Below are 22,651 nucleotides of genomic sequence, written 5' to 3' on the forward strand. Positions count from 1 at the left end.
GACAACTTACACTGTAAGGTTCATTTTCGACATTACCTTACACCGTAAGGTCTACAAACGCCAGAGGAGAACGTCATGTCTGTCTATCGTACTCTTTCATCAACGCATTCTTCCATCCGCCGTGCCTGCCTGCTCGCCGCCGCCTGTGTGCTGACGCTGGCTGCAACTCCTTCTTATGCCGATGAGTATGACGCAACCGTCAAGGACATCCAGTCGACCATGGGCGGGGTGCCCGGTTTCGTAAAGCAGTTCCCGAAAGCCGGTCTGCCCGGTGCATGGGCCGAGGTCAAGGCTATCCAGCTCAGCGACAAGACGGCGCTGCCGCCGAAGGTCAAGTCACTGATCTCGCTGGCGGTGGCGGCGCAAATCCCGTGCAACTACTGCATCTGGTCGGACACGCAGGACGCCAAGCGGGCCGGCGCTACCGACGAGGAGATCCAGGAGGCGGTCGCCGTTTCAGCGCTGACCCGCCACTGGAGCACCATCTTCAACGGCATGCAGGTCGATTTCGATACATTCAAGAAGGAGATGGGCGGGCAGTAATGCCTTTCGTTGTTAGAGCGGGATGCATTCAGACTGAATTAGCCATCCCGCTCCGACTGTTTGTGTGATCCGCCAGCACCTCATTGATGACCCGCCACGATTTTTCCGCCTCGCGCTGGTTGCCGTCATGTCCCGAAGCGACGATCAGCGCCTTCCACAACGCCCAGCCCCGAGCGCGCGCCCAGCTGTGCTCGTCAAGCGCAATGGCGTCGCGGAACGCTTGGCGGCTCTCGCCGTAAAATTCCGTCCACGCGATCACCAGATCACAGGCAGGATCGCCGATAGCCGAACTACCGAAATCGACCACCGCGCACAGCTTGCCATCTTCGACGAGCAGATTGCCCGAGGCGACGTCGCCATGGACCCAGACCGGCGGCCCTTTCCATCCCGAGGCAAGGGCCGTCGCCCACACGGCCTCGGCTGCGGCCTTGTCGATGCGGCCACCGAGCGCCGAGAGCGCGGCTCGGGTCTCGGCGTCGTAGACCGAAAGCCGGCCGCCGCGGTGGAAATTATGCTGCCCTGCCGGTGGCCCATCGGCAGCGTCGATCCGGTAGAGCGCCACCAAAAAGCCGGCCAGCGAACGGGCGAGCTCAGTAAGATCGGCAATCAGTCCACCAGCCGCCGGTCTGCCGCCAAGCCAGCGATAGACGGACCAAGGCCATGGATAGCCTTCCCCGGGCGCGCCTTTGGCCAGCGGCACGGGTATGGGCAGAGGCAGGTGAGGCGCCAGGCGGGGCAGCCAGCGATGCTCCTTCTCGACCTGGGCGACGTAGGCGGCGGCGCTCGGCAGCCGCACCGACATGTGATCGCCCAGTCGGAACGTGCGGTTGTCCCAGCCGCCAGGCTCGACCGGCTCTACCGGCAGGTCCGCCCATTTGGGGAACTGCGCGGCAATCAGCCGGCGAACAAGTGCGGCATCTATCGGCATGCCTGGTGTTCGTTCATCGGGCGGCATCGGGCTTGCTCAGGTCTTTTGAATAGCCGGCAGTCCATCTTTTTGGCGTCGCATTCTTGCGGCGCCAGTGATTCCACTAGGCGGCAAATTCCCTAAGCCTTGCGTTCCCAGCGCCGGTCGGGCGTTTGCTGCCAGTAGGTCACGGTGTGGCCCGCCTCCTTCATTGTCTTCCAGTGCGTGCGTGCCGCCTCTAGCTGGGCTGCATCGTGACCGTCGAACAGGAACACGGCGCGCTGGTAGCCGCCAAGCTCCGGCGGCACCGCCCCATCGACCAGGAAGCGTATCTGCGCCTGGTTCGGATTGTCAGGGCTGACGGTCAGAAGCACCGGCTGCTCGGCGGGACGGGCTTCGCGGTCCGTTGCGTGGGCCAGGAATGAATCGTCCCGGAAAGTCCACAGATGCTGGTCCAGCGCGTCGCGCCGTTCCTCGGTGCCGGTCTGCACCACGGCGCGCCAGCCGCGATCGATACTGCGCTCCAGGAGGCCGGGCAGCGCATCCTCCAGCGTCGATTCGGTCAGGTGATAAAATAGAATCTCGGCCATGCGTTCAGTCTACATTTTCGGAATCCCGCCCCAGCCGCTCATTGCTCGTAATGATCGCGCAGCAGCCGGTCGAGCAGCCTGACGCCGAAGCCGGAAGCCCATGACTGGTTGATCTCGTTGGAGGGCGCGCCCATAGCGGTGCCGGCAATGTCGAGATGCGCCCAGGGCGTGTCCTTGACGAAACGCTGCAGGAACTGCGCGGCGATGATGGCGCCGCCGTGGCGGCCGCCGATGTTCTTCATGTCGGCATTCTTGGAATCGATCAGCTTGTCGTATTCGGCACCGAGCGGCATGCGCCACACCCGCTCCTGCGTCGCCTGTCCGGCCGCCGTCAGCCGGTCCGCCAACTCGTCATTGTTGGAAAACAGGCCGGCATAATGCTGGCCGAGCGCGACCATGATGGCGCCGGTCAGCGTCGCCAGATTGATCATGAATTTCGGCTGGAAGCGGTCGTTGCAATACCACAGCGCATCGGCCAGCACCAGGCGGCCCTCGGCGTCGGTATTGAGCACTTCGATGGTCTGGCCCGACATCGAGGTGACGATGTCGCCCGGTCGCTGAGCGTGGCCGTCGACGGCGTTTTCGACCAGCCCGACAATGCCGACGACATTGACCTTCGCCTTGCGCGCGGCTAGCGCGTGCATCAGCCCGGTGACGGCAGCAGCGCCGCCCATATCCCCCTTCATGTCCTCCATGCCCGAGGCCGGCTTGATCGAATTGCCGCCGGTGTCGAAGGTGACGCCCTTGCCGACGAAGGCGACCGGGCTTTCCTTGGCCTTGCCGCCGTCCCACCGCATGACCGCGATGCGGGCGCCACGCGGCGAGCCCTGTGCTACGCCCAGCAGCGAACCCATGCCGAGCTTCTTCATCTCCTTCTCGGCCAGGATCTCGACCGTGACGCCGAGCGCCTCCAGTTCGGCGATGCGGGTGGCGAATTCCACCGGTCCCAGAACATTGGCCGGTTCATTGACCAAATCGCGCGCCAGCAAGACACCGTCGATCACCGCCGCTTCATCGGCGAAGGCCTTCTTTGCAGCTGCCGGATCGGCGGTGTGAATAGTCACCTTGACCGGCTTTTTTGGCTCGCGCTTGTCGTCACCATTGTTCTTTTTGGTCTTGTACTTGTCGAAGGAATAGCTGCGCAGCAGGATGCCTGCTGCAAGCTGAACGGCTTGCCTGCCGCTGATGGCGGCACCGGGAAGATCGAGCACGACGGCCACTTCGGTTGCCTTGCGAAAGGACGCGGCAATCGTGCCACCGAGCTTCAGCCAACCATAATCATCGAGATTGGAGCCCTTGCCGGCACCGATCGCTACCAGCCGATCGAGCGATGTCCCTTCCGGTGCGAGCACTTCGACCAGACTGGCGAATTTGCCGGTGAAGTCGGCGACCGGAAAAGCCCGCTCGAGGGTCTTTGCCGGATCACAAGCCCTGGCGGCATCGCTGAGGTCGCCCTCGTCGGCCGCCAGAACGAAAACGCTGCCCTTTTTGGGCGCGGCGAATTTGGCGAAGGCGATCGAGGGTCTCGAATTCATGATGTCCTGCTTTCGGGAAGTGCGTTGGATTATCGCGAGAGGCGTTCGATGGTCGGACCGAAAGGTGCCGTGTTGTTGCGTCAGTGAGCGGCGGGTTGAAACAGCTCGATGACATTGCCCGATGGGTCTTCGAGCAGGGTCTGGGAACCGCCGACGCCCGTTATGATATCGTTGCGAAAGACAAGTCCAGCACTCTTGAGGCGCGCAACCTCTTCTTTCAGGTCCGGCACCACCAACAGGATGCGGTTCCAGCCTCCCGGCACCGGCTGCCGGCCATCCGGCATAGATCGTGCGCCCGAACTGCCAGGTCCGCTCAGAAGGAGCCGTAACGCGCCGCGCGTGACGGAAGCAAAAGCCGGTCGCGCGTCCTGTTCGACGGTAAAGCCCAGTTGTCCACAGTAGAAATCGATCGAGGTGGCGACATCATCGACCATGTAGCGAATGCTGACTGGCGTCATGATCATTGACCTTTCGGTTCGGGCACGCTCCAACAAGGCGTGTCTATTGCGGGCGGAACAATCGGCATAGTCCTGCTCACTATCGCTGCTTGACAATCCGCGCGGCTATCGCCCTGGCCTGAATGCGGGCATTGGCGAAACAACCGCGAATGCTCGGCCGCATGCCGGTAAACCACAGGCCGGGCAATTTCGGATCGGCATCGCCGCCGTTGAAAAGCGGAACGCCCTTGCCGTCGAGAACGCCGAGCTTGCCAACCATCTGCCCCAGACCGGTGCGATAGCCGGTCGCTGCAATGACGATATCGGGCGTGATCAACCTGCCGTCATTCAACACGACGCCGTCCTGGGTAAATTCCCGCAATGATGGCACCACCACGATCGTGCCTGCCTTGATGGCGCGAACCGCGCCGTCGTCGGCTGCGATCGCGGTGTAGTCGGCGCTCAGACGGCTCGCACCGCCTGTGGGCGCCGGCGGAAGCCCAAATTTCGTCAGGTCGCCGAAAACCAGGCGCTGGGTTGTCGCCATCACCGCATCGGCCAGCCGCACCGGCAAGCTCGCCATTAACGGTGAAAGCCTGTGGACGGCGACCTTGCCGATGCGTTTCGGCAGCAGAGAGGGGCCGTTGCGGGCCGACAGCCAGATGCTTTGGGCGTCTGCATTCGCCAGATGATTGAGTGCGTCGAAACCCGAATTGCCGGCACCGACCACCAGCACCCTTTTGCCGGCGTAGTCCTTCGCATCGCCAAAATCGGCCGAATGGATAATCCGGCCTGCAAAATCCTTCATGCCTTTCCACGCGGGAATAAACGGCTGCCGGTCGCGCCCGGTGGCGACGACGACATGGCGCGCCAGACGACGTCCGGCGTTCGTCCGCACGGTCCAGTGATCGCCGTCGAACGTGACCTCTTCAACGGCAACGCCGAACGCGACCGGCAGACCATGCGTCTGGCTGAAATCATTCAGATGGCGAATGACGGCCGATTTATGCGGAAAAGCCGGGGTGCCTGCGGGATAGCCGACACCGGGGAGCGTCGAGAGATCGCGATGGGTATTGAGGTGCAGCCGCTGGTGGCGCCGATGCCAGGGTTCGGCAAGCCGGCTCTCCTTTTCCAGGACGAGCGTCGGTACGCCGGCCTTCATCAAGGCGTGGGCGGCGGCAAGGCCGGCCGCGCCGGCGCCGACCACGATCGCGCCGTCAAAGACGGTTTCTCGACCGGTTTGACTGCGCAATTTTTCCGCTTCCATGCTGGGGCTCAACAGATCCTGACCCGTCTTATCACGCCGCGGCGGTGGCGACCGGCGCGACATTTGGTCGTTTTGCCGCATTTGACAAGACTTTGGCCGAAATCGCTCCCATATGCGATATCGAACCACCCACGATTCGTCGCGGCACGGCCCCGCTTCCCGCCGCAACCTGTTGTTAACCAACAATGTTCGCCCTTTCTTATCCATTGCCGCCGACACTCCGGCCCAGCGGAACGTACGATACGGGACAGAACCCGGATCGAACCGCCAAACTGAGCCAGTTGTGCAGCCGGCGCCGGACGACTACCTTGTTCCAAGGCATGATGCCGTTCGAAATCGCCGAGAAAAGCCTTCATGAAGGTCGTTGAACGTTACATCATGCGCCGTGCCTTCGCGGTATTCGCGCTGGCGCTCGTCTGGACGCTGGCGATCGTCTGGACGACTCAGGTCCTCGCCCGCATCGACCTTGTCACCGATAGCGGTCAGTCGGCCCTCACCTTCTTCGAAGTCGCAGCGCTGATCATCCCGACGATCGTTCCGATCGTCGTACCGTTCGCCCTGGTGGTCGCGGTCGCCCAGATCCTCAGCGTGATGAATTCGGATTCGGAGCTCGCCGTCATCAATGCCGCCGGCGCTTCACGCTGGACAATCGTCAGGCCGATCATGCTTCTGGCACTCGCAGCCAGCGTTTTTTCGTTCGCGGTCGACAATGGCGTCGACCCCTACGCGCGCCAGAAGAACCGCGAGCTGATAGCATCTTCGCGTGCCGATCTGTTGTCGTTGATCATCCAGGAAGGCACCTTCCGCAAGATCGATGACGGCCTGTTCCTGCAGGTTGGCGAACGGCTTCCCGACAATCGCCTCGGCGGCATCTTCGTCGCCGATTCGCGCGAAGAAGGCGTCAATCTCGTCTATTATGCCAAGTCCGGCAGCATCATCGAACGCGGCGACGAGAAGGTGTTGATGATGAATGACGGGGTGATCCATCGCAAAACCATGACCGGCGACCTCTCGGTGATCCGGTTCACCTCCTATGCCTTCGATTTGTCCGCTTTCATGTCGGCATCATCCGACATCCTGCTTTTGCCGAAGGACCGGACGACCCAGTATCTGCTCAATCCCAGTCCGAACGACAAGATGTACCAGCAAAAGCCGAACAGGTACCTGGCCGAGCTCGACCAGCGTTTTTCAGAGTGGTCCTATTCGCTCGTCTTCGCGCTGATCGCGCTCGCCGTCGCCGGAGATGCACGCTCGCATCGTGAGGCGCGTGTGCACCCGTTGATTACGGCAATCGCGATCGCGCTGTTCGTGCGCTGGCTCGGGTTCTTTGCCGCCGGCAAGGCCGACAAGGTGCCGCAATATGCCTATATGGTCTACGGCGTCCCGATCGTGGCATCGGCGATCGCCATCTGGTTCATTGTTTCCAACCGGACCATGGAACTGCCGGTTGCCTGGGCCGATTGGGTGACCAATCTTGCCGGCCGCTTCAGTGAGGGCTGGAGCGCCATCAAGCTCCGTTTTGCCGGGCGCGGCGCTTCCGGACAGGGAGCCGGCTGATGGGCTGGACTCTGGGTCGATACTTCTTCTTTCGCTATGTGACGATCACCATTTGGTTCTTCATCGGCCTTCTGGCGCTGGTGTTTCTGATCGATTTCACCGAGCTTTCCGGCCGCACGACCGGCGTGCCAGGCTTCACTTACGGAACTGCATTCGCCATTTCCGGGCTCAGGATGCCGATGATCATGCTGCAGACGGTGCCGTTCGTCGGCCTGTTCTCGGCGATGGCAACCCTGGTGTCGCTGAATCGCAAATATGAATTGGTCATCGCCCGTTCCGCCGGGGTTTCGGCATGGCAGTTCCTGCTGCCATGCTGCATCGGGGCGCTGCTGTTTGGTGCCTTGTCGGTTGGCGTCATCAATCCGATAGCCGCGCACGCCTATTCCTGGTCCGAGCAGATCGAGACCCAGCTCCGTTCGGGCAAGTCGAATACGGTCTCGGCCGATGCCGCACCCTGGATCAGGCAGAAAACCAGTTCCGGCGATACCATCATCGGAGCGCGCGCCATTCTCAATCAAGGCCTGGAGATGGCCGACGCGGTCTTCTTCAGCTTCAGTCCGCAAGGCGATATCATCGAGCGCAAGGATGCGGCGCGCGCCTTTTTGCGGGACGGCTACTGGGAATTGCAGGACGTCAAGGTGTTCCGGGACGGCACCATCCAGTCGTTGCCCAGCGATCGGCTGCCGACCAATCTCAAGCCGGAATTCGTGCAAGAGCGGTTGGCGCGCCCCGAGACCATTCCCTTCTACGATCTGCCCGGCAAGATCGAAGTGGCCCGCTCCTTCGGCCTCAAGGCAAATGCCTTCGCCATGCAGTTCGATTCCCTCGTGGCGCTGCCTTTCCTGCTTGTCGCGATGACGCTGATTGCGGCAACGGTATCAATGCGATTTGCGAGGATGGGGCAGTCGGCAACGATGATTCTGGGTGGCATCGTGGCCGGCTTTCTGCTTTATGTCGTTTCGGTGCTGGTCAAGGCATTCGGCGTAGCGGGATTCGTACCCACTGCCGTAGCGGCTTGGGTCCCGGTTGTCGTGGCTATGTTCTTCGGGGTGACATTCCTGCTATACAAGGAAGACGGCTAGTGAGGGAGGCGGTTTTGCGCAGCCATAGGCACGCCGGTTTGGCACGCCTCTCTGCGGCGAGCGCCTTGGCATGCCTGCTTGCCAGCGTCGCCCCGATTGCTTCGGCTTTTGCCCAAGACGTCAGTGAGCTGGCAACGAAGGTTCCGAGCGGCACGCAGATGCTGCTGGCGGCCGATACGCTGGTCTACGACAACGACAAGCAGACGGTGACGGCCGTCGGCGGCGTCCAGATCGACTATGGCGGCAACCGTCTCGTCGCCCAGCGGGTCGAATACAACCGCAACACCAAACGCCTCGTCGCCAGCGGCAATGTCGAACTCGTCAATAGCGACGGCACCAAAATCTATTCGCAGCATGCCGACATCACCGACGATTTCGCCGACGGGTTCGTCAACGCGCTGCGGGTCGAGACCATAGACAAGGCCTACTTCGCCGCCGAAAGCGCGGAACGCCTGGGCGGCGTGCTGACGACGTTCCACAATGGCGTCTATACCGCGTGCGAGCCGTGCGAGGACAAGCCCGACAAAGCGCCGACCTGGCGTATCAAGGCTAGGAAGATCATCTGGAACGGCGAAAAGAAGACGGTTCGCTTCGAAAACTCGAACTTCGAGTTCTTCGGCTTTCCGCTGGCCTATCTGCCGGCTTTCGAGATCGCCGACCCAACGGTCAAGCGCAAGAGCGGCTTCCTGATTCCCGGCGTCGCCTACAAGAGCGACCTCGGCGTGGGTGTTAAAGTCCCCTATTATTTCGCGCTCTCGCCGACCTACGATCTCACTGTCACCGGCAGCGGCTATACCAAGCAAGGTTTCCTCGGTGAGGCCGAGTGGAGGCAGCGCTTCAACAATGGTCAGTACAGCCTGAAGATTGCAGGCATCCGGCAGGAGAATCCCGACGCCTTCATCGACGACAATGGCCACAACGTCAATTCGGGTACCGAAGGCGACCCGAACAGGTTCCGCGGCATGATGGGCACCCAGGGCCAGTTCGCTATCAACCCGCGCTGGGACTTCGGTTGGGACATCCTGCTGCAGAGCGACAAGAATTTCGCGCGCACTTACGACATCGATGGCTTCAACGACAGCGTGCACCGCTCCGAGGTGTATCTGACGGGACTCAACGATCGCAATTACTTCGATGTGCGCGCCATGCACTTCGACGTTCAGGAAGACACTCTCGCCAGCGATCCGACCGCACGCGCCGCCAAGCAGCCCTGGGTGCTGCCCTCGCTCGACTACGCCTATATCCCCGACATGCCGGTGGCCGGCGGGCAGCTCTCGTTCGACGTCAACGCGCGGGTCATAGACCGCGACAGGCTCGATACGGCTCTTGCAGATTCGGGCGTCCCTTCGTCCGTCAACAACGTTCGTGGCATCGACGGTCAATCTGGCCGTCTTACCGCGGAAGCCGAATGGAAGCGCACCATCACCACCGATGGCGGGCTGCTGCTGACGCCGCTCCTGGCGCTGCGCGGCGACGCCGGCTATGTCAATGCCTCCTCCGCCTCGCTCGACGCCATCAACCAGATGGCGACCAATCTCGGCGTTGAGGACGATATGCGTTCATCGCTTGCCCGCTTCATGGCGACCGCCGGCCTTGAGATGCGCTGGCCGGTGCTGTTCTCGATGACCAGTTCCAGCCATGTCTTCGAGCCGATGGCGCAAGTATTCGTGCGTCCGAACGAGCAATATGTCGGCGGGCTGGCGGTTCCCAACGAGGACGCCCAGAGCTTCGTCTTCGACGCCACGACGCTGTTTGAACGCGACAAATTCTCGGGCTATGACCGCATGGAAGGCGGCACACGCGCCAATGTCGGGCTCCGCTATTCCGGTGCATATGACAATGGCTGGGGCACCAATGCAGTGTTCGGCCAATCCTACCAGCTCGGCGGCCAGAACTCGTTCGGCACGCCGGATCTGGTCAACGTCGGTGCCTATTCGGGTCTTGAAACGGCAACCTCCGACTATGTCGGCCTTGTCGGCTTCAACAGCCCCAGCGGATTTTCCGGCTCGGTCAGCGGCCGTTTCGACGAGCAAAGCTTCGAGATCCGCCGCGCTGAGGTAAAGGCCGCCTTTTCAGGCCTGCCGGTATCGCTGAGCGCCAAATACGCCTTCATCCAGGCGCAGCCGCTCTATGGCTTCTCCACGGATCGCCATGAGGTCACGCTCGGCGCCTCGACGCATCTTGCCGAGAACTGGCGCGTCTTTGGCACCGGCACATATGATCTTGAGCAGAGCGTGCTGGTCAAGGACGGCGTCGGCTTTGCCTATAGTGATTCGTGCTTTACCTATTTGATGACGTTTTCGGAAAGACGTGACCTTAACACCAGGGAAGTGTCGCAGAACGTCGGCTTCAACCTGTCGTTCCGCACGCTCGGCGATTTCGGCTCGTCGCAACGCTCCATCGACACCATCCAATAACGGCAGTCGGCAACGGGGTGGCTGGCGGACGACATTGTTTCGCCGCATAGAGCAGGCACGGATTTCGGCGACCTGAACTGGGATGGGGTCGAATCGGGATGGAACTGGGATGCTTTCGATGAGGAAATACCTCTTTTCGGCAGGGTTCGCGCTGCTGGTGGCGTTCTCGACCGCCGCAGTGACGCCGCCGGCTTTCGCCACCGAGATCAAATACGTCGTCAACAACGTACCGATCACCACAGGCGACATCCAGCATCGGGCCGCTTTCCTGCGCCTGCAGCGCAGAAAGGGCGATGCCGGCCAGGAAATGATAGATCAGACGCTGCGCTCGGCCGAGGCCCGGCGCCTAGGCATCCGCATCAGCGATGCGCAGGTCGATGCCGCCTATCAGCGTTTCGCCACGAACAACAAGATGCAGCTCAAGCAGCTTGACGGTGTGATGGCGCAATCAGGCGTCACCAAGGAGCACTTCAAGGAATTCATCCGAGCGCAGATGGCCTGGAACCAGGCGCTGTCCGCGCGCTACCGCTCCGCCGACGGGGGCGGCGCCATAAGCGAGCAGGACGTCGTCAAGCGCATGCTCGAAAAAGGCGGCAGCAAGCCGAGCGCCACCGAATACATGCTGCAGCAGGTCATCTTCGTCGTGCCGGCAGCCGAGCGCAGCGCGACGCTGGCCAAGCGCAAGCGCGAAGCCGACGCCATGCGCGCCCGCTTCAACGGCTGCAACACCACGCGCGAATTTGCCAAGGGCCTGATCGACGTCACCGTTCGCGACCTCGGCCGGGTGCTGGCGCCGCAACTGCCGCCGGACTGGGCCGAGCAGATCAAGGCCACCAAGGTCGGCGGCGCCACCGCGACGCGCGAGACCGACCGCGGCGTCGAATTCGTCGGCATCTGCTCGTCGCGCGAAGTGTCGGACGACAAAGTCGCGCAGATGGTGTTCCAGAGCGAGGGCTCGAGCGACAAGAACGCCGACGAGCTCTCAAAGAAATACGTCGAGGAGTTGCGGAAGAAAGCCCGCATCATCGAGCGCTGAAGTCGGCATCGCCGTGCCTGACACAGAGCTTCCGCTGGCGTTGAGCGTCGGCGATCCGTCCGGTGTGGGGCCGGACATCGCCATCGCCGCTTGGCAGGCCCGCGACAGCGCCGGCGTTCCGTTTTTTTATCTCCTTGCCGATCCGGCGCTGATTGCCGCGCGGGCGCACGGGCTCGGCACCGATATCGCGATTGCCGAGACGACGCCGGCGCTAGCGCCTAGTGTGTTTTCGCGCGCGCTGCCGGTGGTGGCGCTTTCCGCCCGTTTCGTCGACAGTCCCGGCCGCCCGGATCCAGCCAACGCCGCCGGAATCATCGAGGCGATCGACCGCGCCGTTGCCGACTGCCTGGCCGGCCGCGCTGCCGCGGTCGTCACCTGCCCGATTGCCAAGAAGCCGCTCTACGATGCCGGCTTTCGCTTTCCCGGCCACACCGAATATCTGGCGCATCTGGCATCACTTCACACCGGCACCGAAGTGACGCCGGTGATGCTGCTTGCCGGTCCGGACCTGCGCACCGTGCCGGTCACCATTCACATCGCACTGGCCGAGGTGCCGAAGGCGCTGACGACCGACCTGATCGTCGCCACCGGCCGCATTACCGCCGCCGACCTTGCAAACCGCTTCGGAATTGCCAAGCCGCGGCTCGCCATCGCCGGCCTCAACCCTCATGCCGGCGAAGGCGGCGCGATAGGCACCGAAGACGAGCGGATCGTGCGCCCGGCGATCGACAGGCTGAGGCAGGAAGGAATAGAAGCCTTCGGGCCATTGCCGGCCGACACCCTGTTTCACGCTCGCGCCCGCGCCGGCTATGACGTGGTGCTCTGCATGTATCATGACCAGGCGCTGATCCCCGCCAAGGCGCTGGCGTTTGACGAGGCAGTCAACGTCACGCTCGGCCTGCCCTTCATCCGCACCTCGCCCGACCACGGCACCGCCTTCGACATCGCCGGCAAGGGCATTGCCCGTGCCGACAGCCTGATTGCGGCGCTGAAACTCGCTCGCCTGCTTGCCGATACCGGGAAAAGGCCGTAGGCCACTGGGCCCAATGAGCCCAATTCGATGGCCTTAACCCGACGAGCCCAGCCCGATGAGCCCAGCCCGATGAGCCCAACCCGATGAGCATAGACGGCCTGCCGGCACTGCGCGAGGTGATCGAGCGCTATGGGCTGCAGGCGAAAAAGGCACTCGGCCAGAATTTTCTGCTCGACCTTAACCTGACAAGCAAGATTGCGCGGACCGCCGGCGACCTGAGCGACGTTACGGTTATCGAGGTCGGTCCCGGTCCGGGCGGGCTGACTCGGGCCCTGCTCCTCAACGGCGCCCGGCGGGTCGTCGCGATCGAGCGCGATGAGCGCTGCCTGGCGGCCCTGGCCGAGATCGCGAACCACTATCCGGGTCGGCTCGAGATCGTGGCCGGCGATGCGCTGAAAACTGATTTTGCAGCGCTTGCCAAAGGAAGCGGCGGGTCGATGAAAATCGTTGCCAACCTGCCTTATAATATCGGCACCGAATTGCTGATCCGCTGGCTGACCGTGACCGAGTGGCCGCCTTTCTACGCGTCGATGACGCTGATGTTCCAGCGCGAGGTCGCCGAACGCATTGCAGCCAGCCCCGGCAGCGAGGCCTATGGCCGGCTCGGCGTGCTTGCAGGCTGGCGGACGGAGGCGAGGATCGTCTTCGACGTGCCGCCCCAGGCGTTCACGCCGCCACCCAAGGTGACGTCCTCGGTGGTGCATCTAGTGCCGCGCGCCAGCCCCTTGCTGGCAGAGGTCAAACGGCTTAGCCGCGTCACCGAAGCGGCGTTCGGCCAGCGCCGGAAAATGCTGCGGCAGAGCGTGAAAAGCCTCGGCGGCGAGGCACTGCTCATCCGCGCCGGCATCGATCCGACCAGGCGTGCGGAGACGCTCAGCGTCGAGGAATTCGTTCGCCTGACCAACGCGGTGTGATGCCGGGAAGCGTCCGCGTGGAATTTCCGCTCTCATGGCATAGATAGCCGGACAAACCCTGCCCGGAGACAAACAGTGGCCGCCTATGTCATTTCCGACGTCACGATCCGTGACACAGAGGCTATCGAAGCCTATCGCGCCCGTGCGGCTGCCTCCATCGCCCAGCATGGCGGGCGCTATCTGGTACGCGGCGGCGAGGTGGAAATGTTGGAAGGCGACTGGTCTCCCGGATCATCGTGGAATTCCCCGACATGGACACGGCGCGGCGTTGGTACCGCTCCGCCGAATATGCCGCGGCATTGGAACTGCGCGACGCCGCGCTCAGCCGCAATCTGATCCTGGTCGCGGGGACAACGCCTTGATCAATCCGTCTTCTCATCGAGCAGCCCCGAGACGAAATCGAACAGGCCCGGCCGGCGATCGCGTCTGAGCCGTTCGGCCGTGACGATGCCGCGCACCTCGGCGAAAGCGCGGTCGAGATCGTCGTTGACGATGACGAAATCATACTCCTTCCAGTGCTCGATCTCGTTGCGGGCGTTCTTGAGCCGCGTCTCGATCACCGCTTCCTGGTCCTCGGCGCGACGCTTCAGCCGCGCCTTCAATTCCTTCATCGATGGCGGCAGGATGAAGATCGAGACGATGTCGGCGCGCATCTTCTCCTTGAGCTGCTGAGCGCCTTGCCAGTCGATGTCGAACAGCATGTCGCGGCCTTCGGCCAGCGCCTGTTCGGCCGGCTCGCGCGGCGTCGCGTAGCAATTGCCGTGCACCTCCGCCCATTCGAGCAGCGCATCGGAATCGCGTAGCCGCTCGAACTCGCGCATGGTGCGGAAGTGGTAATGGACGCCCTCGATCTCGCTGCCGCGGCGTGGCCGCGTGGTGACCGAGACCGACAATTCGAGGCTGGAATCGCTCTCCAGCAGATTGCGCGCAATCGTCGACTTGCCGGCGCCTGACGGCGACGACAAGACCAGCATCAGCCCGCGGCGCCGAATGCGGGAACCCAAATCCCTAGCGGTCATGGGGCTTGGCAGTCATGTGGCTTGGCATCGGGATCATTCCAGATTCTGGACCTGTTCGCGAAACTGGTCGACGACCGCCTTCAGCTCCAGCCCGATGGCGGTGACTGCGGCAGCATTCGACTTGGAACACAGCGTATTCGATTCGCGGTTGAATTCCTGTGCCAGGAAATCGAGCTTGCGGCCGATGGCGCCACCGCCGGCGAGCAGCGCCCGCCCCGACGCCACGTGCGTCTTCAGCCGGTCGATTTCCTCGCGTATGTCGGCCTTGGTGGCCAGAAACGCCGCTTCCATATGCAGCCGGCTGGCGTCCAGATTGGCGGACGCGTCCATCAACAGCCGGATCTGCTCGGCGAGCCTTTCGCGGATCGTGGCCGGCTCGCGTGATGGATCGGCCTCGGCCCGCAGCGTCAGCGCCTCGATGGCATCGATATGGCCGGACAGCAGGGAACGAAGTGCGGCACCTTCGCCCTGGCGCGCCTGCTGCAGCCCGTTCAGTGCTGCTTCCAGCGCCGACAGTATTGCGGTATCGAGCGCACTGCGCGCCTCTTCGGTTTCGATGGTTTCGGGAATGTCGAGGACGCCGCGCAGCGCAAGCAGGCCGTCGGCCGCCGCAGGGGCTACTCCGAACTGCTCCTGCAGCCGCTTGGCCAAGCCCGCCAGATCCTTCAGGAAAGCCTCGTTGACCACGGGTTGCGCTTGCGCGCCGGCGGCGCGGCCAATGGTCAGCGTCATCTGGAAATTGCCGCGCGCAAAACGCTTTTGCACCGTCTGCCGGACGGCCGGCTCCAGCCGGTCGAAACCTTGCGGCAGCCGCAACCTGACCTCGACGCTTTTGCCGTTGACGGACTTGGCTTCCCAGGCAATCGAAGTGCCGTCGTGTTCGGCGACACTGCGCGCAAAACCGGTCATGCTCTGCAAGTTCATGTAGCGGTGCGTCCCTTTGCCGAATGCCCTCAAGCCGGAGCGATTTTCTCCGGGCAGGATCATGTGAATTTCAATGCCATAGCAGCCCTTGCACATCCACCCGGACATGCACAGGGCCAACCTGATGGCGTCCGGCCCTACTGGGCGGCGGTGGCGCCCGCATCGTCAACGATGGCTCCCGCCGGCGTGTCGGCTCCGGTATTGGTTGCCCCGGCCTTGCCGGCGTCCTGCGCCTGCTTTTTCAGCAGTGCCCGGTAGCGAGCGACATTCTCGTTATGCTCATCGAGCGTCGAGGCAAAGACGTGGCCGCCGCTGCCGTCGGCGACGAAGTAGAGATCGCTGGTCTTCGACGGATTGGCGACGGCCTCCAGCGCCGCACGGCCGGGATTGGCGATCGGCGTCGGCGGCAAACCGTTGATCAGATAGGTGTTGTAGGGTGTCGGCTTCTGGATGTCCGACTGATAGATCGGGCGGTCGATGGGTTTGCCCTTGCCGCCGAACAGGCCGTAGATGATGGTCGGGTCCGACTGCAGCCGCATACCCTTGGCCAGCCGATTGAGGAAGACGGCGGCTACGCGCGAGCGTTCATCGCCCTTGCCGGTCTCCTTCTCGACGATCGAGGCCAGGGTGACAAAATCCTCAACATTGGCGATCGGCAGATCCGGCGCTCGGCGCTGCCAGACCTCGTCGACCAGCTTCTTCTGGTCGGCCAGAAGCTTGTCAACCATCTGCTGGCGTGTTGCGCCGCGGGTGAAGCGCAGCGTGTCGGTGGCGAGGCTGCCCTCAGGTGGGGTGGTCGACGGCATATCGCCGGTCAGCGCGTCCTGCTCGGCGATCCGTTGCAGCGCCTGCTCGACCGTCAGCCCCTCGGGGATAGTCAGCGAATACATCACCGACTTGCCGCTCTTCAGGAGTTCCATGATGTCGTGCATCGACGCCTGCGGCTTGATCTCGTATTCGCCGGCCTTCAGGGCGGAATCATTGCCGAAGGCGCGCACCCCAAGGCGGAAAATGCGGGCGTCGCTGATCAGTCCTCGCCGCTCAAGCTGGTCGGCGATCTCCTGGACGCCGCTATTCGGCTTGACCAGGAAGGTGTCCCCATTGGCCGACGGGCCGGGCTCGTTGAACTCCTGCTTGCCGAAATACAGCGCAACGCCCGCCGCCAGAACCATCAGCATCACCGAAGAGATGACGAAGTTCATGAACACGACGAACTGGCTGCGCGAGGCACGCGAGCGCTTCGGCGGCGGCGTGCCGGCCTCGGGCCGCAACGCCTCGCTGGCCGTTTTCGGCACGATCGGGCCGGACGTTGCTGGCCGTTGCCCAAATTCCCCGTTATCGGCCAGATTTGTGTTCATAGCGCCCTACCATCTGATCTTGCGACGAATCCCCTCGGGCAGAGTAGGGGCGAATATGGCAAAATTGACGGCAGACGGAAACCGGCAGAGCGGTCAGCCATTGTAGCGCTGGAAGACGAGCGAGGCGTTGGTGCCACCGAAGCCGAAGGAGTTGGACAGCGCCACGTCGATCTGCCGGGCTCGCGGCTTGTGCGGCACCAGGTCGATCGCCGTTTCGCGCTCCGGATTGTCGAGATTGATGGTCGGCGGCGCGATGTTGTCGCGAATGGCGAGGATCGAAAAGATCGCCTCGGCAGCACCAGCCGCGCCCAGCAGGTGGCCAATCGACGATTTGGTCGACGACATCGATATCTTAGAGGCGGCGTTGCCGACCAGCCGCTCGACGGCGCCGAGTTCGATCGTGTCGGCCATGGTCGATGTGCCGTGCGCGTTGATGTAGTCGACATCTGCGGGCGTCAGCTTCGCCCGGTCTAGCGCCGCTGTCATGCAACGGAAAGCGCCGTCGCCATCCTCGGCAGGCGCGGTGATGTGATAGGCGTCACCGGTCAGACCGTAGCCGGTGACCTCGGCATAGATCTTGGCGCCGCGGGCCTTGGCGTGTTCGAGTTCCTCGAGCACGACAACACCGGCGCCCTCACCCATGACGAAGCCGTCGCGATCGCGATCATAGGGGCGCGAGGCCGTCTGCGGGGCATCGTTGCGCTCGGTGGAGAGGGCGCGGCAAGCGGCGAACCCGGCGACGGACAGTCTCGTCACCGGCGCTTCAGCGCCGCCTGCGACCATAACGTCGGCATCGCCCCAGATGATCAGGCGGGCGGCGTCGCCGATGGCGTGCGCACCGGTCGAGCAAGCGGTGACAACGGCGTGGTTTGGGCCTTTCAGCCCATGCCGGATCGAGACCTGGCCGGAGACGAGGTTGATGATCTGGCCGGGGATGAAGAACGGGCTGATGCGGCGCGGGCCGCGTTCCTTGAGGATCATCGCATTCTCGGCGATGCCTTCGATGCCGCCGATGCCAGAACCGATCAGCACGCCGGTGGCGCACTGATCCTCGTGCGTCTTCGGCTGCCAGCCGGAATCCTTGAGTGCCTCGTCGGCGGCCGCGATTCCGTACAGGATGAAGTCGCCGATCTTGCGCAGTTCCTTCGGCTCGAGAACGGCTTCAGGATTGAAAGTGGCGTTGGAGCCGTCACCGCGCGGAATGACGTGGGCGACCTTGCAGGCAAGGTCTTCCACCTCGAATTCGGTGATGCGTTTGGCTGCGCTGCGGCCGGTTAGAAGCTCCTTCCAGCTGTGCTCGAAGCCCATGCCGAACGGCGAAAGCAGCCCAAGGCCCGTGACGACGACACGCCTCATCGCAGGTCCTCCTCGGTGATGACTGCAAATAGCGTCAGGCCGAGGCCTTGTCGATGTATTTCACCGCATCGCCAACAGTCAGGATGGTCTCGGCGGCGTCGTCCGGGATCTCGACACCGAACTCTTCTTCGAACGCCATAACAAGTTCGACCGTGTCGAGGCTGTCCGCGCCCAGATCATCGATGAAGCTCGCCTGCTCCGTCACCTTGTCGGCATCGACGCCAAGGTGCTCGATGACGATCTTCTTGACGCGCTCTGCGGTGTCACTCATTTGGGCATCCTCGTCTTTTGGTTGTCTGTCTTCGTTAGCGGGCAGAATGCCGCTAATCAAGCTGAAAGATGGTCCTGCCGGAAACGCAGCGGAACAGGACCGGTTTTTGCCCGAACCGCCGGGTTGCGGGCGGCATTACACGAAAAATCCCATGCATCCAAGACGGAATGAAGCGTTTTCCCAAATGTTAGATCATTGCCATGCCGCCATTGACATGAATGGTCTGGCCGGTGACGTAGGCTGCCTCGTTGGAAGCGAGGTAGGCGACGGCAGAGGCGACTTCGGCGCCCGTGCCCATGCGCCGGGTCGGGATCGCCGCCATGATCGCCTCTTTCTGCTTGTCGTTGAGCTTGGCGGTCATCGCCGATTCGATGAAGCCCGGGGCGACGCAGTTGACGGTGATATTGCGGGTGGCGATCTCCTGCGCCAGCGATTTGGAAAAGCCGATCATACCGGCTTTGGAGGCGCAGTAATTGGTCTGGCCGGGATTGCCGGTGACGCCAACCACTGAAGTGATGTTGATGATGCGGCCATGGCGGCGCCGCATCATCGGATGGGTAAGCTCGCGGGTCAGCCGGAACACGGCGGTCAGGTTGACCTCGAGCACGCTATCCCAGTCGGCGTCAGCCATGCGCACGAACAACCCGTCCTTGGTGATGCCGGCATTGTTGACGAGGATGTCGACGCCTTCGAGGTCGGCCTCCGCCTTCTGGCCGAGCGCCTTGACGTCGTCGCGGTTGGAAAGATTGGCCGGGAAAAGCTTGACCCGGTCGCCCAATTCGGCGGCCAGCGCCTCCAATTTCTCGATACGTGTGCCATGCAGGCCGACGATGGCGCCCTGGCCGTGCAGCACGCGGGCGATCGCCTCGCCGATACCTCCCGATGCGCCGGTGACGAGCGCCTTGCGGCCGGTCAATTCGAACATTCTTGCCTCCTGATCTGAGCGAACACCCTTTGCATGGAGCGGGGTCAAATCGCCAGTTGATTATGCAAGCGCCGCCAGCGCCGCCTCGACATCCGCCGCGGATCCGATGGCAGTGGTGGCAATATCGCGGTTGATGCGGCGGGCCAGCCCCGACAGCACCTTGCCGGCGCCCACTTCGTAAAGCGTCGCAACGCCGTTGCTGCCGAACCACTCCACCGTTTCGCGCCAGCGCACGCGCCCGATCACCTGTTCGACGAGGCGGCGGGCAATCTCGTCAGGATCGCTCGTCGGGGTCACAGTAACATTCGAGACCAGCGGCACGACCGGCGCACGCTTCGTCACGGCGGCCAACGCCTCCCGCATGATCTCGGCCGCAGGCTTCATCAATGCCGAATGGAAGGGCGCCGAGACCTGCAGCATCAGCGCCCGCTTGGCGCCCTTTTCCGTGCATAGCTTCGCCGCCAGTTCGACCGCCGGCCTGGCGCCGGAGATCACCAGCTGGCCGCCGCCATTGTCGTTGGCGATCTGGCACACCAAGGCTTGCGCGGGATCTTTGGCGGTGCCTTGGGCGGCCTCTGCGCAAGCGGCCTCGACGTCGGCCTGTTCCAGCCCGATGATCGCCGCCATCGCGCCCTCGCCGGCCGGTACAGCCGCCTGCATGGCATTGCCGCGGATACGCAACAGCCGGGCGGCGTCGGCGACCGAAACGAAACCAGCGGCCGCAAGTGCCGAATATTCACCGAGCGAATGGCCGGCGACATAGGTGACCTTGCCGTTCAGGGAGAAGCCGCGCGCCTCCAGCGCCCGGACTGCGGCAAGTGACACCGCCATCAGCGCCGGCTGAGCATTGGCGGTCAGCGTCAGCGTCTCTTCCGGGCCTTCCCAGATCAGCTGCGATAGTTTTTCACCGAGCGCGTCGTCGACTTCCTCGAAGATCTGCCGCGATTCCACAAAAGTATCGGCGAGGTCCTTGCCCATGCCGACAGCCTGGCTGCCCTGCCCCGGAAAGGTGAATGCGATGGCCATCGTCGGCTCCCAGCTGCTGGTTCTCGCTGCCTGTGACGCAAGGCGTGCGCCCAAGTCAAGTCCAACCTTGACCGCTCGGCGTCGGCCGAGTGCCTGTTTCGGCAGGCTTTTTGGCGATCACTCATGATGAAAACCGCTCACGATTTGTTTGCTGGCTCTTCTTATTTCCGCCGCAGGCGCTAGGCTTTGCGTGACAGTTCGATGACAATCGAGTGACGCCTTTGTTGCGGGCCGGGGAACTATTGAAGTGGCAAAGACCAAGCAGAGCGCAGCCGAGGCGGCGCCACAGTTTCTTGAAGGCGATCCGTCGACTGGCTATCTGCCGGCGCGCAGATGGCCTGTCATCCGCTATGGCCTTATCAGCTTGCTGGCTGCGGCTATCCTGGTGTTTGCCATCGAACTGATCGTGCGCGGCAACTTTGCCGGCACCATTGATTTCTTTCTGCAGCCTTTCAAACCCGGCTGGACCACGATCATCATTTTTGCGCTGATCCTCATCGGCCTCGACGCCGTGCTCGGCCGCAGCCATCAGAGCCTGATGATCGTCGCGCCGCTGACATTGTCGCTGGCGTTCGTCGGCCACCAGAAGTCGCTCTATCTCGGCGATCCGCTCTATCCGACCGATTTCCTCTATTCCCGGCAGATCGTGGCACTGATGCCACTCCTGGTCCGCGATCGCCCGGGAACCGCCATTGCCCTGGCGATCGGCATCGTCGGCGGGCTGTCGCTGCTCGTCTATGGCTGGCGGTTATGGCGCCGCCGCGTTCCGGCGCTCAGCCACAAGGGCCGCCTTGCCCGGCTGACGCTGACGGTGCCGCTGATCGCTTTCTTCGTCTCCATCATGGACTATGCCACTTTCTCGTGGACGCGCGACCGGCTGCAGATCATCCCGATTATGTGGGACCAGAAGGAAAACTATGCCTCGAACGGTTTTGCGCTCGCCTTCGCGCTGAACGTCCCGATGGCGCATGTCTCGGCGCCGCCCGGCTATTCCGACAAGGCGATCGAAGCGATCGGCAAACCGCAGGTGATCGCCTCGGTACCTGCCGAGAAGCCCGACATCATCGTCGTGATGAGCGAATCCTTCTGGGATCCGACCAAGCTGCCCGGCGTCACCATCACACCCGACCCTATCCCCAATGTGCGGGCACTGCGCACGGGCTACATGTTCTCGCCCGAGTTCGGCGGCATGACGGCCAACATCGAGTTCGAGGCCCTGACCGGCTTTTCCAACGCCTTCCTGCCGGCGGGCAGCATTCCCTACCAGCAATATGTGCGGACACCGACTCCCTCGCTGGCGACCTTCCTGAAAAGTCAGGGCTACCGAGCGCGCGCCATCCATCCCGGCACCAACTGGTTCTGGAACCGGGGGGCCGTCTATGCCGATTTCGGCTTCAACGACTTCAAGTCCGAGGAGACGTTGCCGCCCATGCAGAAGCGCGGACCGCTCGCGTCGGACGCAGCGATGACCGACGAGATCATCCGCGAAGCCGATACCAGCGCCGAGCCGGTCTTCTTTTTCGCCGTCAGCCTGCAGAACCACGGGCCGTATGAGCCGTATCGCTATACCAATCCGACCCACAAGGTGCAGGCGCCGATCAGCCAATGGGCACGTGAATCGCTGTTGAGCTACGCCGAAGGCTCTTCCGACGCGGACCGCGGCCTCGAGCGGCTGATCGAATGGGCGAAGAAACGCGAGCGGCCGACCGTCATCGCATTCTTCGGCGATCACCTGCCGCCGCTTGGGCCGGTCTACGTCGAGACCGGTTTCCTGAAGGACAATGTCGCGCCGCGCAAGGAGCCGGCCGACCAGATGCTGCAGCACCACCAGACGCCATTGATCGTCTGGTCGAACCGCAGCGGCCCCTCCGAGGATCTGGGCGCCGTCAGCCCGGCCTTCCTGCCCTACCATATCCTGAAAACGGCCGGCATCAGCCATCCCTATTACACCGGCTTCCTCGGCCAGTTGCGAGAGCGCTACCGCGTCATCGACCGTAATTTGCTGTTGGCACCGGGGGGCGAGGCCACCCCCGATTGGTCGCGTCAGAAAGAGATCGACCCGGCAATCCGCGACTTCCGTCTGCTGCAATACGACATGATGTTCGGCAAGCGCCATGCGGCGCCCGATTTCTTCCCCGAAACCACAGGCAAAGTGGCTGCACACACGAGCTGAGGCAGCTGAAGTTGCAGCGTGATGCGCGAACTCCGATCGTGTCGTCGAGAGACGGGAATTGTTGCAGCTGATTGCCGACTGCGTAGAGCTGTTCGATTTGTTGGCGTTACCTCGACCGTCTCCCGCGATTATACGAACAGGGCATCCGGTTTGTTTTGTCAGGCGAGGAAAACATTCTTGGGTCCGGGCAGGGAATCCGTAAGACCTTGCGAATGAGGCCAGCAGCCCAATAAGACCGGACAACTCATGTGCTACCTAATCCGGACAACTCATCTGCTTAC

At 62.9% G+C, this 22,651-nt stretch carries 20 protein-coding genes and 1 pseudogene; 9 read left to right on the forward strand and 12 right to left on the reverse strand.

Annotated elements, in window-relative coordinates; translation table 11 throughout:
* Window positions 1–75 precede the first annotated feature (75 nt).
* Window positions 76–543: a carboxymuconolactone decarboxylase family protein gene (locus tag NKJ12_RS23365; protein ID WP_254820302.1), complete on the forward strand. Its 468-nt coding sequence runs from the start codon at window positions 76–78 to the stop codon at window positions 541–543.
* Between the two features lie 28 nt (window positions 544–571).
* On the opposite strand, the gene NKJ12_RS23370 is transcribed toward NKJ12_RS23365, so the two are convergent.
* The 5 genes from NKJ12_RS23370 to NKJ12_RS23390 form a co-directional block, all read right to left on the reverse strand.
* Window positions 572–1,471 (reverse strand): aminoglycoside phosphotransferase family protein, encoded by a 900-nt coding sequence (locus tag NKJ12_RS23370; protein WP_352507921.1) that lies wholly within the window; start codon window positions 1,469–1,471, stop codon window positions 572–574.
* A gap of 119 nt (window positions 1,472–1,590) precedes the next feature.
* Window positions 1,591–2,040: a DNA polymerase III subunit chi gene (locus NKJ12_RS23375; protein ID WP_352705339.1), complete on the reverse strand. Its 450-nt coding sequence runs from the start codon at window positions 2,038–2,040 to the stop codon at window positions 1,591–1,593.
* 38 nt (window positions 2,041–2,078) lie between these two features.
* Window positions 2,079–3,575, reverse strand: coding sequence for a leucyl aminopeptidase (locus NKJ12_RS23380; protein WP_352705341.1), 1,497 nt, complete (start codon window positions 3,573–3,575; stop codon window positions 2,079–2,081).
* 80 nt (window positions 3,576–3,655) lie between these two features.
* Window positions 3,656–4,039, reverse strand: a complete 384-nt coding sequence (locus NKJ12_RS23385; RefSeq protein WP_352705343.1) for a VOC family protein — start codon at window positions 4,037–4,039, stop codon at window positions 3,656–3,658.
* Between the two features lie 73 nt (window positions 4,040–4,112).
* Entirely contained in the window at window positions 4,113–5,279 is a 1,167-nt protein-coding gene (locus tag NKJ12_RS23390; RefSeq protein WP_352705345.1) for a flavin-containing monooxygenase, read from the reverse strand.
* Window positions 5,280–5,633: 354 nt separating this feature from the next.
* On the opposite strand from NKJ12_RS23390, the gene lptF reads away from it, so the two are divergent.
* The 7 genes and pseudogenes from lptF (at window position 5,634) to NKJ12_RS23425 (ending at window position 13,680) form a co-directional block, all read left to right on the forward strand.
* Entirely contained in the window at window positions 5,634–6,836 is a 1,203-nt protein-coding gene (gene lptF, locus NKJ12_RS23395; protein WP_254820306.1) for an LPS export ABC transporter permease LptF, read from the forward strand.
* On the forward strand, window positions 6,833–7,918 hold the full coding sequence (gene lptG, locus NKJ12_RS23400) for an LPS export ABC transporter permease LptG (protein WP_352705433.1): 1,086 nt from the start codon (window positions 6,833–6,835) through the stop codon (window positions 7,916–7,918). Before lptF ends, lptG begins: the two co-directional genes overlap by 4 nt.
* Window positions 7,918–10,335, forward strand: coding sequence for an LPS-assembly protein LptD (locus NKJ12_RS23405; protein ID WP_352705347.1), 2,418 nt, complete (start codon window positions 7,918–7,920; stop codon window positions 10,333–10,335). The genes lptG and NKJ12_RS23405 overlap by 1 nt, the downstream gene beginning before the upstream one ends.
* 109 nt (window positions 10,336–10,444) lie before the next feature.
* Window positions 10,445–11,371 (forward strand): peptidylprolyl isomerase, encoded by a 927-nt coding sequence (locus tag NKJ12_RS23410; RefSeq protein ID WP_352705349.1) that lies wholly within the window; start codon window positions 10,445–10,447, stop codon window positions 11,369–11,371.
* A gap of 13 nt (window positions 11,372–11,384) precedes the next feature.
* The gene (pdxA, locus tag NKJ12_RS23415) at window positions 11,385–12,404 is read left to right on the forward strand and encodes a 4-hydroxythreonine-4-phosphate dehydrogenase PdxA (protein ID WP_352689588.1); all 1,020 of its coding nucleotides are present in this window, start codon (window positions 11,385–11,387) and stop codon (window positions 12,402–12,404) included.
* Between the two features lie 83 nt (window positions 12,405–12,487).
* On the forward strand, window positions 12,488–13,318 hold the full coding sequence (rsmA, locus tag NKJ12_RS23420) for a 16S rRNA (adenine(1518)-N(6)/adenine(1519)-N(6))-dimethyltransferase RsmA (protein WP_352705350.1): 831 nt from the start codon (window positions 12,488–12,490) through the stop codon (window positions 13,316–13,318).
* Between the two features lie 75 nt (window positions 13,319–13,393).
* Window positions 13,394–13,680, forward strand: a pseudogene (locus NKJ12_RS23425) (DUF1330 domain-containing protein).
* Here the strand turns inward: NKJ12_RS23425 and gmk are convergent.
* The 7 genes from gmk to fabD form a co-directional block, all read right to left on the reverse strand.
* Window positions 13,681–14,337 carry a guanylate kinase gene (gmk, locus tag NKJ12_RS23430; protein WP_254820312.1) on the reverse strand — a complete coding sequence of 219 codons (657 nt, stop codon included), beginning with the start codon at window positions 14,335–14,337 and terminating at the stop codon, window positions 13,681–13,683. It abuts the pseudogene before it with no gap.
* Window positions 14,338–14,370: 33 nt separating this feature from the next.
* Window positions 14,371–15,261 carry a YicC/YloC family endoribonuclease gene (locus NKJ12_RS23435; protein WP_023677702.1) on the reverse strand — a complete coding sequence of 297 codons (891 nt, stop codon included), beginning with the start codon at window positions 15,259–15,261 and terminating at the stop codon, window positions 14,371–14,373.
* 137 nt (window positions 15,262–15,398) lie between these two features.
* Window positions 15,399–16,619, reverse strand: coding sequence for an endolytic transglycosylase MltG (gene mltG / locus NKJ12_RS23440; protein WP_352705352.1), 1,221 nt, complete (start codon window positions 16,617–16,619; stop codon window positions 15,399–15,401).
* A 93-nt stretch (window positions 16,620–16,712) separates the two neighbouring features.
* Entirely contained in the window at window positions 16,713–17,975 is a 1,263-nt protein-coding gene (fabF, locus tag NKJ12_RS23445; protein ID WP_352705354.1) for a beta-ketoacyl-ACP synthase II, read from the reverse strand.
* A gap of 34 nt (window positions 17,976–18,009) precedes the next feature.
* Window positions 18,010–18,246 carry an acyl carrier protein gene (locus tag NKJ12_RS23450; RefSeq protein ID WP_006203723.1) on the reverse strand — a complete coding sequence of 79 codons (237 nt, stop codon included), beginning with the start codon at window positions 18,244–18,246 and terminating at the stop codon, window positions 18,010–18,012.
* Between the two features lie 187 nt (window positions 18,247–18,433).
* Window positions 18,434–19,171 carry a 3-oxoacyl-[acyl-carrier-protein] reductase gene (gene fabG / locus NKJ12_RS23455; RefSeq protein ID WP_352453223.1) on the reverse strand — a complete coding sequence of 246 codons (738 nt, stop codon included), beginning with the start codon at window positions 19,169–19,171 and terminating at the stop codon, window positions 18,434–18,436.
* Between the two features lie 60 nt (window positions 19,172–19,231).
* Complete coding sequence (gene fabD, locus NKJ12_RS23460) at window positions 19,232–20,197, reverse strand: ACP S-malonyltransferase (protein ID WP_352507935.1); 966 nt, start codon at window positions 20,195–20,197, stop codon at window positions 19,232–19,234.
* A gap of 247 nt (window positions 20,198–20,444) precedes the next feature.
* Here fabD and NKJ12_RS23465 point away from each other — a divergent pair, with 247 nt between their 5' ends.
* Window positions 20,445–22,370 (forward strand): LTA synthase family protein, encoded by a 1,926-nt coding sequence (locus NKJ12_RS23465; RefSeq protein WP_352507936.1) that lies wholly within the window; start codon window positions 20,445–20,447, stop codon window positions 22,368–22,370.
* Window positions 22,371–22,651 lie beyond the last annotated feature (281 nt).

It is taken from the genome of Mesorhizobium sp. M0195, from assembly GCF_040322115.1.
In the GTDB taxonomy this organism is placed as follows: domain Bacteria; phylum Pseudomonadota; class Alphaproteobacteria; order Rhizobiales; family Rhizobiaceae; genus Mesorhizobium.